This window comes from Halobacteriovorax sp. DPLXC-1, assembly GCF_036903125.1.
GTDB classification, from domain to species: domain Bacteria; phylum Bdellovibrionota; class Bacteriovoracia; order Bacteriovoracales; family Bacteriovoracaceae; genus Halobacteriovorax_A; species Halobacteriovorax_A vibrionivorans.
Genome location: NZ_JAYMCO010000001.1, coordinates 912881 through 924885 on the forward strand (window position 1 = coordinate 912881; position 12005 = coordinate 924885).

Consider the following 12005-nt stretch of genomic DNA (forward strand, 5'->3'; position numbering starts at 1 on the left):
GTTAAGCCCCTGTATCTTGTTGAAATTATATAGATTTTAAATTCTTTTGATCGTAAACCCAACCTGTATGAAGAGTGTTTTTTAAATAATCGCGGTATTCAATTTGAACCCAATCTCCATCAGTTTTTAGGACTTCAACACGAGTATTTGGCGCTACTACTTGAAGCTTTGTTCCCTTGGTACTTGGAATACTTCTAAGGTTTAAATATTTAATAGGTGTGAAGAACTCTTTTTTAGTTATGACTTCTTTGATTGCTTGTTTTGGCGCAGGCTTAATCTCTTTTGAAGGAGTATAAATAAACGCCCCAAGGATAATGGCAATTGATAAGATTCCACTGGCAATGATAATACTTTTGTTGTCTCTTGCCGTTGGAAGGTTCTCTTCTTGAGGTTTGTACTCAATTTGTTCTTTGACACTTTTTTGGTTAATGATAATTGATTGAAGAAGTGATTCTAGTCTTTCAAACTTCTCATTTACTTCTTTTGTTTCAAATCTGCGCTCTAATTCTTCTATTTTCTTATATAATTGATCTTTACCATTAGAATTGTCCGTATTTTCTTCTTCACGATCTATAACAGTTTGAGTCGTGGATTGAAGAAGATTAGAAATAGGACTCTTTGCAATCTTCTTTTCGTTCTTATCTAAGATGCTAGCAAAATTAAAATTCCCCTTAAATTCTTCTGTTGAAGAATTATTCATCTCTTTCATTTAACTTCCTTGTTTAATTATTCTAGTAACTTATATAAGTGTAGAGAATAGTTTTAAACTTGCAAAGTTTTTAAATACTCTTTGACGTCAGCTTGTGCGCTAAGGAAATATTTTTTTTCGAGAACTAGAGAATTTGCAATATAGCTTATCTCGTTACTTTCAACGCGATCAACTTCACCATCGGCAGCAGCAATTGCAAATAAGGCTTTTAATACTTTATATCTTTCATTTTGTGAGAGAATATCGACAAGTGGTGTACAATAACTTCTAGTATCGAGACCAGAAAGTTGTTTCATCATTTTTATTGAATATTCAGTGACGTGTTTTGCTTCGTCTTCTGTTAGATTTGTTACATCTCGTAGTATTTTTTCCATTTCGCTTTTTTCGCGTTGGCAAACATTGAAATCTGTATAGGCAATACGAGCAAGTAGTCCAGCGAAACAAGAGAGAATGACGAGGCGCTCTTCATCCATGTGAGGAAAAGTGCTATTGAGGAAGTCGTGAATATCATTAATTGAATCTGTTTTCTTATTTTGTTTAAAGAAGTCGAAGAAGTTCATAAGTGACCTTTTTTAGTGATTTTTCAGTCGTATACTCCTTGAAAAGATTAGCACACATAAGCGATAATAGAAAAGAAAGAAAAATCATTGATGAAGTGGAGAAGATAATTTGAATTTTAAAAAAGACGCTAATATTGACATGAGTATTTTTACTCCCATCTTTAGTACTGAAGAGGATGGGGATATTGCTGTAGCTGATAAAGTTAGAGTAAAAAAGCCATCAAAATATCATGTCGTACTTCATAATGATGATTATACGACGATGGAATTTGTTATTTGGATATTGATGCATATTTTCAATCGAAGCCAAGAAGAGGCGATGAAGATTATGCTTGATGTTCACAATAATGGCCGCGGAGTTTGCGGCACATATTCCTATGAAGTGGCCGAGACTAAGATGAACAAGGTGCTCTCGGAGGCCAAGAAAGAAGGTCATCCACTATTATGTACCGTTGAGCCTGAATAGGCACAGGAGCAAAGAAAATGATGTCAAAAAAACTTGAAACCATCATTAACGAATCGATCCAAAGGGCGAATACTCTTAGGCATGAATATCTGACATTAGAAAATGTTCTTCTCTCCTTATTATCTGATGAAAATGTGAGAGAGATCATCGAATATTGTGGTGGTAATCTTGATGAAATGGAGAGTGAACTCAATGAGTTTATTCACGATGAATCAAACTTTAGTATTCTAACGGAAGATCAAATCGATTCTTTATCAAAACAACAATTTGTTAATGATGAACTGAGAGAATTAGCACGAGAAAATGGGATCACATATCAACCAGAGATCTCCATGTCTCTACAGAGAGTTATTCAAAGAGCTGCTATCCATGTTCAATCAAGTGGGAAAAGCCAGATCTTAGGAATAAATCTTCTTGTTTCACTATTCCAAGAGAAAGAAAGCTTCGCTCTTTACTCTCTTCAGAAGCAGGGAATTGAAAGATTTGATGTCGTGAAAGCGATTTCTCATGGATTGAGCTCAGATGATGAAGAAGGTGGAGAAGAAATTCCTCGAATTGAATATGTTGAAGGTGAGGATGTCTCATCAAGATCTAAGAAAGGAGACTCATTTCTTGCAAAGTTTACAATTAATTTAAATGAGCAAGCACGTGAGAACAGAATTGATCCTTTAGTTGGAAGAGAAGAAGAGGCATTGAGAATTGTTCAAATTCTATGTCGTCGACGTAAGAATAACCCTCTTCTTGTTGGTGAAGCAGGTGTTGGTAAGACCGCCATTGTTGAAGGCCTAGCTCAGAGAATTGTTGAAGAAGATGTTCCAGAAGTGTTAAAGGGAACAACAATCTTTAATTTAGATATGGCAGCACTCGTTGCTGGTGCAAAATTTAGAGGTGATTTCGAGCAAAGAGTAAAAGGTGTTATTAAAGACCTTGAAAAGCTAGATAAAGATGGCAAAAAAGCGATTCTTTTTATCGATGAAATGCATACGGTTATGGGTGCCGGAGCAACATCTGGCGGAAGTATGGATGCATCAAACTTATTAAAGCCTGCTTTAAGTCGTGGAGTTGTACGTGTAATCGGATCAACTACATATGCCGAACATCGTAAATTCATTGAAAAAGACCCTGCTTTTAATAGAAGATTCCAAAAAATTGATATTGATGAACCATCAAATGAAGACACAATTGCAATTTTAAAGGGATTAAAGCCGAAGTTTGAAACTTATCATGGTGTAAAGATCTCTGATAATGTCATAAAAGAAGCAGTTGCTCTAACTTCTCGTTACTTAATGGATAGGAAGAACCCTGATAAATCAATCGATGCTATCGATGAAGCAGGTGCTTTAAATCAAATTCGTCCTGAAAAGAAGAAGAAATCTTCAATTACTAAGAAAGATATCGAAGATGTTGTCGCAAAAATGGCAAATATCCCTAAGCTTACAGTTGAAACAACTGAAAAAGATAAGCTAAAAGACCTAAATAAGAACCTTAAAATGCTTATTTTTGGCCAAGATCATGCTGTTGATGAAGTATCACAAGCAATTTACATGGCAAAATCAGGTTTAGGAGATGAAGGAAAGCCTATTTCAAGCTTCCTTTTTGCTGGACCTACTGGTGTTGGTAAGACTGAATTAGCAAAACAACTAGCAAATCAGTTAGGTTGTCATCTAGAACGCTTCGATATGTCTGAATATATGGAAAAACATTCAGTCAGTAAGCTAATTGGTTCGCCTCCAGGTTATGTTGGCCATGACCAAGGTGGACTTTTAACAGATGCTGTTAAGAAAAACCCACATTCTGTGTTACTTCTTGATGAAATAGAGAAAGCACATGTTGATATCTATAATATCCTTCTTCAGGTTATGGATCATGGGTCATTAACAGACTCCCAAGGAAGAACGACTGACTTCACAAACACAGTGATAATCATGACTACGAACGCTGGGGCCAAGGAAATGGACAGTGGAGCAATCGGACTTGCCAAGACTTCTGCAAAGAATACAGGTAAGCGAGATCAGACCATAAAGAACTTTTTTAGCCCTGAATTTCGTAACCGTTTAGATGGAATTGTCCATTTTGAGAAACTTTCTACTGAGTACATTGTTAAGATTGTTGAAAAATTCGTTTCTCAACTCGAAATGAAGTTAGCAGCTAAGAATATTGAGATCGTTTTAACAGAAAAAGCAAAAATCTGGCTTGCAGAAAACGGTTTTGATGAAAAAATGGGGGCAAGACCAATTGCTCGAATCATCGATCAGAAGCTTAAGAAGCCAATTTCAACAGAGGTTTTATTCGGTAAACTTACTCAAGGTGGAAAGATTGAAGTTACTGTTGAAGATGATGAGCTAAAACTTCTTTTTTAATCTTTTTAATCATTAAATTCTTCCCAAATACATACTTTTAAAAATTGCGAAACTGCCCTGAAAGGGCAGTTTTTGCTTCTTTTTTGAAAAAAAAATGAAAAAAATATTCAGTTAATTTTTTTATAAACTCAAAGTTGTAACTAACGTCTATAACTTGTTTTTCAAGTTTTTATGTTTTTTGAAAAAGCCGTGCTGTCGGCTTGTTTCGCTGTTTTCTTTAAAAATAATTTAAAGTAATTTCCAAATTAATCCGAAGTTAAAAAAGAACATAGGGAAATAAAAAAGATACTTATGCTAATCAAAATGTTATTTTTTGTTTGCACACAAATAAAATAATGTTTACCATAAATATAAGTATTGAAAAAACCAGGAGGATGTCAATGGCAGTTAAAAAGAAAACTACTAAAAAGACAACTAAGAAAAAGGTAGCTAAAAAAGCTACAAAAAAGAAAGTAGCTAAAAAGGCTACAAAGAAAAAAGTAGCAAAGAAAAAAGCTACAAAAAAGAAAGTTACTAAGAAAAAAGCTACAAAGAAAAAAGTAACTAAGAAAAAAGCAACAAAGAAAAAAGTAGCAAAGAAAGCAACTAAGAAGAAAGTAGCTAAGAAAAAAGCAACTAAGAAGAAAGTAGCTAAGAAAAAAGCAACTAAGAAGAAAGTAGCTAAGAAAAAAGCAACTAAGAAGAAAGCTGCTAAAAAAGCTACTAAGAAAAAAGCAACAAAGAAGAAAGTAGCAAAGAAAAAAACTACTAAGAAAAAAGTAGCAAAGAAAGCAACTAAGAAGAAAGCTGCTAAAAAAGCTACAAAAAAGAAAGCAACAAAGAAAAAAGTAGCGAAGAAAACGACTAAGAAGAAAGCTACTAAGAAAAAAGTTGCAAAAAAGAAATAAGAACATTTATTCTTAATTCATAAAGGGCCCGCTATTTATAGCGGGCCTTTGCATTTCTGGGTCAATTTTACTTATCTCATTTACATTTCACTCAAAAACATCTAAAAAAAGACCATATTATCGCCAGATTTTATAGCTGATTCGGTAATAAAATTCTAATGATTTCAGTAGTTTATGAGATATTATCTCATAGCTTTTCGCTAGGTTTTATCGTAATTTCAGCTATTTATATACTAATGTTCAGGACTTTTGGCCCGTACTACTAGCGGCGTCTCTGGGCAAATGAGGTTTTTATGGAAAATCAGACTAACGAATTAAATTCTCCAAGTGGTTTAGGTGTAAGTAAGCAAAATCACGTAGCAACATCATTCTTAGACGAAAATACTGGAGATCGTATCATTCGATTAGGTGATGTGGATTTTCCACCTCGTAAAGTTTGGATGAAAACTTACGGTTGTCAGATGAATTATCATGACACTGAAAGAATTCTTGCTCATTTAAAAAATCTCAATTTTTCACATACTGAAGATCTAGATGAAGCAAGTTTAGTACTTTTTAATACGTGTGCAGTAAGAGAACTTGCAAATAATAAGTTTTATTCACAATTAGGTGAGTTGAAACACTTAAAAAAGAAGAAAGGTGAAGAATTAGTTGTTGGAGTAGGTGGTTGTGTTGCCCAAACTGAAGGAAAGGATCTTGTAAAAAAATTCAAACACCTGAATTTTGCTTTTGGTCCAGACACTATTGATACAATTAACGATATGGTTTACCGAACTTATGCGGGAGATAATAAGTTTTCCGTTAATACTTGGGACCGCTCTTCTAATTTTTCAATTGAAACAAAGATTAATCACGGAACACCACAGGCATTTGTTAATATTATCAAAGGCTGTGACAAATATTGTACTTATTGTATCGTTCCTTATACACGTGGTCGCGAACGTTCTAGAAAGCAGGCCGAAATTGTTGAGGACGTAAGAAGACTCGTTGAATATCAAGGAATTCAAGAGGTTATGCTTCTTGGTCAGAACGTAAACTCGTTTGGAAAAGAAAATGGAGAGCGTATATCTGATCTAATTATGGAATTAGATCAAATTAATGGCCTAGAAATTCTAAGATATACGACTTCACACCCATATGATGTAAGTGATGATCTTATCGCTGCTCATGGTGAAGCTAAGAAATTATCAAAACACTTACACCTGCCTGTTCAATCAGGTTCAAATACCGTACTTCAAAGAATGAATCGTGAGTACACGAAAGAACATTACCTTGGTCTATTAGAGAAACTTCGTAAGGCCCAGCCAGAAATCGTTCTTTCTACTGATATTATCTGTGGATTTGTAAATGAAACAGATGAAGAACATAAAGAAACACTAGATCTACTTGAGAAAGCTCAATTTGATTTCATCTATTCTTATGTCTACTCTCAAAGAAGTAAGACTCGTGCAGCTAAGATGGAAGACTTCTTAACACAAGAAATTAGAAAATCTCGATTGCATGAAGTTCAGGCCTTCCAACTTTCTATCCAGGAAAAGATCCGCTCTACAATGGTTGGAAAGACGTATCGTGTTCTTGTAGAAGGGGCAAATACAATGAAAGGTGAGACTAAGTGGAAGGGGAGAACGAATTGTAATCGCGTGATTCACTTCAAGGGACCAGAAGATCTTAATCTAAAATGGCACTGGGTTGATGTGAAATGTATCAGTACAACAGCTCTTTCATGTCAGGGTGAACTTCTTCAAGACTTAGGAAGACGCTTACAATAGCCCGAAATAACAAGGGTTTGGAGTTCTTTGCCTAAATGACTATTAGTGAGCTTTAAAGTTGTAAGATATCTATGAGGATATTTTATGATTAAAAAGACGTTAATTAAGTATTTTATTTTAAGCTTTATAACTTCACTTTCCTTTGGAATGACTGAGCTTGATCTCGATTTCAATTATAATAAGAATATTTTGGGCTCAAATAGAGAGTCCTTTGATCGAACAAGAACTTATGCAGGCTCTTTAACTTTCTATTTTCTAACCTATACAGGAATAGAATTTAATATCGCCCATTCCGAGAATGAAATCTATGGAAAGTATGACAATAGTGGTGTTAGTTCAGGCCTTGTTATTCAAAATGAGACAACTAATATCGAAACTCGTAGTTATGGAATAGGGATAAGGCAGGCTTTTTCAAGTCGAAAGTCTTTTATACAACCTCTCTTATCTCTTGGCTGGAGTCATCAAGAATATACTTTAAAATCAAGAACACTTGTTACAGATCTTGATACATCTACTGATTACCTAATTGAATCTCAGGAAGATAAGACAAAATATAGTGCCATGTTTGCTGCCTTTGCGTTAAAATTTAGATTAACACGATTCATTTCATTAAAAGGGTCTGTTAAAACTGTATTTCGTGCCTTTGAATTTGAAGAAGCACGAGATCAACTCTCATATAACGCTGGGATCTCATGGATTTTTTAAGACTTGGACTGCTTCTTACGATTACGACCTCTTTTATATCATGTGCAAAAATAAGCTATTTAACAGAGCAGGGGATAGGACAAGTTGATATCTTATGGAGCGCACGAGATAATAAAGACGTTCTTTTGGATCCCAAAGTAAAGCCTGAGTATAAAGAAAAAATCAAGAAAATCGAAACTTACAAAAAGTATTTTTATAATTACTGGGATAAAAAGCCAACAGAGATCTATTCACAAACAACTCTACTTAAAACTCGTGCCGTAACTTATTTAGTTATAGCTTCAAGACCAAATGAAGTTAAGCCTCGCAAAGAATGTTTTACTTTTTATGGATGTTTTCCTTATCTGGGGTTTTTCAAAGAAAGCTCTGCTAGAGAATTTGCACGTGAGTTGGAAGAATCGGGTTACGAAACCTATGTGAGAGATGTGCTGGCATACTCAACCTTAGGAAACTTTGATGATCCAATACTATCTTCATTCTTTGAGTATGGAAGATATAGTTTAACTGAAACTATTTTTCATGAACTATTTCATACAATCTTCTTTGTTAAGAATGAAGTGGACCTCAATGAGAATCTCGCTAATTACTTTGGTAAACAGATGCTTATTGAGTATTACAAAGATGACCCAAAGCTAGATGAATACTTAAAGAATCTCAAACTGAATTCAAAACTTAAGGCTTCAATTACTGAACACGCTAAGAAACTTAAAGAAATTCTTCGTAGCAGTGAAGATTGGCAGGCCAAGAAAGACCAATACCTAAATGAGACGATGCCTCGTGAGTTAGAAGAGCTATGCCTAGAGCTTAACGCCAAGAAGTGCTGGCCAAAGAAAATGAAGTGGAATAGTGCATCTCTTGCAGCATTTATGACTTATGAAAAGAGCCAGTCCTATATTGAAGACTACGCTCAAAAATTTCAAGGTGATCTTAGAAAGCTATTGACCGATATTGAAGCAAAGTATCAAAAGTTTGAAGATATCGATACTGAGTTAAGTTTTGAAGAGTATCTATTTAAAAATAATTCCAAATAATGAAATAAATGCTATCTTCTAATTATGAAGCATATATTCTTTATCGATCCAATTGAGAAATTAGTCACAAAAAAAGATTCCACTATTCTTATGGCCTTAACGGCACAAGAAAAAGGAAACGAAGTCTTTGTTTTATTTGAAGATGACTTCTACATTAAAAATGTAGGTCAGGTTAGCTTTGATTGTTATAAAATCACTGGTGACATCAATGAAAACTTCTACATTGAAAACTTCCAAGTAAATGAGAAAGAGAAGGTAACTCTATCTCATGAAGTAATACTTCATATGCGAATTGATCCACCATATGATTCACGCTATCAGCGATATTTATGGATGCTCGACTTTTTAGAAAGTAAGACAGCTGTTCAGGTTAAAAATAATCCAATTGGAATTATGAAACATAATGAAAAGCTAGAAGCTTACTTATTAGAAAATAGTCTTGAGAGCTATGTTGGAACGTCATTAAATGGAGTGAAGAGCTTCGTTGAAAAAATTAGCGCGCAAGGCGTACGAGAATTGATTTTAAAGCCTCTTGATCTTTATCAGGGAATAGGTGTTGAAAAAATCAGTGTAAACGAGCTAGAGGCTAAATTTAAGGCCAAATGCGATGAGTTTAAAGGCCCAGTTGTTGTGCAACAATTTGATGAGTCAGTTTACGCTGGCGAAATTCGCTCAATATTCTATCGTGCAAAAGAGATAGGAACAATCTTGAAGGTTCCACAAGAAGGTGAGTACCTGGCCAATATTGCACAAGGTGCTAAGTATTCTGCTGTGGACTTAGATCCAAAAGTTAAGAACGAGTGTGAAGAAGTTTGTAAGAAGCTTATGAATGACGGAGTAGACTTAGTCGCCTTTGATATTCTAGGAAATCGTTTATCTGAAGTTAATGTGACATGTCCAGGTCTAATGGTGGAGGTTTCTTCTGCTATGAAAAGAAACCTCGCACTTGATTTATTTTAAGAAATTTAGAATTACATTCTAGGTGCAGATGGTGGGAAGTCTTTTGTGTAATCAGTTGAGAACTGAAGATCAAAAGAAACACAATCATTTTGCCAAACAGAAGACATCTGGCAATATCCAGCAATAGCTGGATCATCACTGCTGTAGCCTTGATTTAGGTAGTATTGACATGACCAATCCCATTGAACGTCAAGAACGTCAATAACAACAGGTCCTGCTGTATTTGGAATATAGCTTCCTGAAAATTCTTTAACCTTTGAAACTTTATCAGTGGCAATATCGCCGAAAGTAACAGTTCGGTAACTACAAGTACCGCTTTCACTTCTAATACATAATTTAATTTTAAGTTTTTCATATGGTTGAGGGTTGTAATGACATTTTACCCCATAAGAGTCCATTGTTCCTTGGGCAGGAGCTTGTCTTGGACGAACACGAATATTTAAACGAGAATCAGTATAGAGAATAAGTTGTCCATCACCAAGGCTTGTTGAAGACCACCAAGCGTTTGATCCATTTACACGAGAGTTACCGTGAAGAGTAATTCCTTCGATTGTATAGAAATCTTGTGTCTGACCACCATCGGCCACTCCACCTTCATTACCATCTCCATAGCCATCACCTGGAGTTGTATCTTCATTATTTCCATTATCACCCGAACCTGAGTCGTCTCCCCAGTCTGTGCCACCGTTATTCCAACCATTGTCTGAGCCACCAGATCCACCCCAGCCATTACCTGTGCTTGAGTTGTAATCAGCTCTTTTATTTGTAGGCTGGACGCAACTAACTAAGGTTAGTAACGCGATTGCAGTGATAAAAGTAAACTTTTTCATGTTATCCTCGTTCTTACATTTCCTCACTATTTTATCGGTAATTCATTGAATATACTTTAATCTTCATATAAGTAGCGAAAATTGCTATGGCATTTTTCCTAAAGATTGCTAAAATTAAATTGTGTTAGTTAGAAAAGAAATTATACGTAAATTAGTGGATCAATATTATCAGGTAGCAAACTACCTAATTGAAGATCAGCTTCAGGCCATGCAATTAATTATTGATGTTGCAACAGGGGCCAGTGAAGAAGATGAGAGCTTCCTGTATAAGATTGATAATGATTATTTTGAGAGGCAATTTCTCTTACGTTTAATTTCACTTGCAACTAAAAGGTCACAGCAGACAAAGACAAAAGGGAAGCTCCTTAATCATGTAAAGAAAAAAGCCTGTATTTATCTTTTCGAAATTCGAGGGGAGAGTGTCGATAATATCGCAATGGTTTTAAATATTTCACATCAAGAAGTCCTGGCCTATATCGATCATATACAAATGAACTTTGCTACGGCACAAGAGAGAGATAATGGACGCCCACTTAACTAATTTAAATAAAGCTCGATCACAGTGTTTCTTTGCTAAAAAGATGACTTATTTTGAAAGTTCAGACTTTGTTCACAATGAAGAGCATTTATCTAATTGTGAAGACTGCCGTTTAAAAATAGCTCAATTTGATCTACAAAAAGAATTAATATTAAAGGATTTTGCAGGTTTTGCGGCGGATGAGGAAATATCTCAGGCCTTAGAAGCAGAGCTTGAAGAAATTATTCCAACTATCACAAATGATGATTCACAGATGATATTACCAAAAAGAACTTACTCTCTTTCTGTGAAGGATTTTTTTGTATTTTTAATTTTTGGAATACCTCGAAAGATACAGCTTTTTGTTGTAGCTTCTTTAATCCTAGCGGCGTGTATTTACTGATAAAGAGAAGATTGCATAATACTTTCCATCTTCATCTTTTAGGTCTTTTACAATATTAGGAATCTTATTCATTTTACCTAAAGCATTTTCAAAGATCTTATGAATATCATCGTCTTCTGAAGACTCTAGGATCTTTACAATCTCTGCATTTCCTAACTCATCATAGCGAACGACGGCCTTAAGTTTTTGAGCACTCGCATTACGAAGAGAGTTTTCAACATAAGGTCTCTCGTTGATTCGATTTCGAACTGAGATTTGTACAGAGTTAATGTATTGAGTTGCTACACGTTTATAGAATGCGTAAAAAACTTTCTCAAACTCATTGAGTTCATCAGGGCTTATTCCCTTTGGAGGGAGAAAAGTTACAGAGGCATCTTGAATAGTATCAAGCTGCTTAGACCAATTTGCACTTTTAAAGCTTTCTTGTGAGATCTTCTTTTGAATATATTGATTTCTTTGAATTGAGCCTCTTTTTTGCAATTCAAGAACTTCTTTTTCTTTCTTCTTGGAAATTGCTGCACGAGAGCTTTTTACTTGCTGATCAACTTTTTTGAAATCGTTCTTACTGTAGGCGAGTTGACCGAAGAGGTTATTATTATCTTGGGCCTTTTTCACACCAAGCTTTCTTACATCAACCTGTTTGAACTTAACTTTTAAGGGCCTTTCTTGCACTAACTTCTTATCGCTATCATCATTGATGACATAGCCTAGCAAAATAGCATGCAGCAAGAGCGAAAATAGAGTAGCAACATAAAGGTTGATCATATTTCTCCAGTGAAATCTTAATGATTTCTCATAATATTCTAGC

12 protein-coding genes and 1 pseudogene are annotated in these 12005 nt (G+C 34.9%); 9 read left to right on the forward strand and 4 right to left on the reverse strand.

Annotation, left to right across the window (positions count from 1 at the left end; translation table 11 throughout):
- Positions 1 to 25 precede the first annotated feature (25 nt).
- Complete coding sequence (locus tag VCM44_RS04445; RefSeq protein ID WP_334678112.1) at positions 26 to 709, reverse strand: SH3 domain-containing protein; 684 nt, start codon at positions 707 to 709, stop codon at positions 26 to 28.
- Positions 710 to 762: 53 nt separating this feature from the next.
- Positions 763 to 1269: a tellurite resistance TerB family protein gene (locus VCM44_RS04450; protein ID WP_114705399.1), complete on the reverse strand. Its 507-nt coding sequence runs from the start codon at positions 1267 to 1269 to the stop codon at positions 763 to 765.
- A 109-nt stretch (positions 1270 to 1378) separates the two neighbouring features.
- Here VCM44_RS04450 and clpS point away from each other — a divergent pair, with 109 nt between their 5' ends.
- The 7 genes and pseudogenes from clpS (at position 1379) to VCM44_RS04490 (ending at position 9447) form a co-directional block, all read left to right on the forward strand.
- Positions 1379 to 1735 (forward strand): ATP-dependent Clp protease adapter ClpS, encoded by a 357-nt coding sequence (gene clpS, locus VCM44_RS04455; protein ID WP_240406482.1) that lies wholly within the window; start codon positions 1379 to 1381, stop codon positions 1733 to 1735.
- Between the two features lie 17 nt (positions 1736 to 1752).
- A complete protein-coding gene (clpA, locus tag VCM44_RS04460) occupies positions 1753 to 4095 on the forward strand; it encodes an ATP-dependent Clp protease ATP-binding subunit ClpA (protein WP_334678113.1) in 2343 nt (780 codons plus the stop codon).
- Positions 4096 to 4511: 416 nt separating this feature from the next.
- Positions 4512 to 4589, forward strand: a pseudogene (locus tag VCM44_RS15135) (histone protein); the annotation flags it as partial.
- Between the two features lie 686 nt (positions 4590 to 5275).
- Positions 5276 to 6751 (forward strand): tRNA (N6-isopentenyl adenosine(37)-C2)-methylthiotransferase MiaB, encoded by a 1476-nt coding sequence (gene miaB, locus VCM44_RS04475; RefSeq protein WP_334678114.1) that lies wholly within the window; start codon positions 5276 to 5278, stop codon positions 6749 to 6751.
- An 84-nt stretch (positions 6752 to 6835) separates the two neighbouring features.
- Entirely contained in the window at positions 6836 to 7456 is a 621-nt protein-coding gene (locus VCM44_RS04480; RefSeq protein ID WP_114705395.1) for a hypothetical protein, read from the forward strand.
- Positions 7444 to 8487: an aminopeptidase gene (locus tag VCM44_RS04485; RefSeq protein ID WP_334678115.1), complete on the forward strand. Its 1044-nt coding sequence runs from the start codon at positions 7444 to 7446 to the stop codon at positions 8485 to 8487. Before VCM44_RS04480 ends, VCM44_RS04485 begins: the two co-directional genes overlap by 13 nt.
- 24 nt (positions 8488 to 8511) lie before the next feature.
- Positions 8512 to 9447 (forward strand): hypothetical protein, encoded by a 936-nt coding sequence (locus VCM44_RS04490; RefSeq protein WP_334678116.1) that lies wholly within the window; start codon positions 8512 to 8514, stop codon positions 9445 to 9447.
- A gap of 11 nt (positions 9448 to 9458) precedes the next feature.
- On the opposite strand, the gene VCM44_RS04495 is transcribed toward VCM44_RS04490, so the two are convergent.
- The gene (locus VCM44_RS04495) at positions 9459 to 10277 is read right to left on the reverse strand and encodes a hypothetical protein (protein WP_114705392.1); all 819 of its coding nucleotides are present in this window, start codon (positions 10275 to 10277) and stop codon (positions 9459 to 9461) included.
- Positions 10278 to 10398: 121 nt separating this feature from the next.
- Here VCM44_RS04495 and VCM44_RS04500 point away from each other — a divergent pair, with 121 nt between their 5' ends.
- Together VCM44_RS04500 and VCM44_RS04505 are read left to right on the forward strand one after the other, a co-directional pair.
- Positions 10399 to 10818, forward strand: a complete 420-nt coding sequence (locus VCM44_RS04500) for a hypothetical protein (RefSeq protein WP_133296857.1) — start codon at positions 10399 to 10401, stop codon at positions 10816 to 10818.
- Entirely contained in the window at positions 10799 to 11197 is a 399-nt protein-coding gene (locus VCM44_RS04505; protein WP_334678117.1) for a hypothetical protein, read from the forward strand. The genes VCM44_RS04500 and VCM44_RS04505 overlap by 20 nt, the downstream gene beginning before the upstream one ends.
- On the opposite strand, the gene VCM44_RS04510 is transcribed toward VCM44_RS04505, so the two are convergent.
- Complete coding sequence (locus tag VCM44_RS04510; protein ID WP_334678118.1) at positions 11177 to 11962, reverse strand: hypothetical protein; 786 nt, start codon at positions 11960 to 11962, stop codon at positions 11177 to 11179. The two genes, VCM44_RS04505 and VCM44_RS04510, sit on opposite strands and share 21 nt — an antisense overlap.
- Positions 11963 to 12005: the final 43 nt, after the last annotated feature.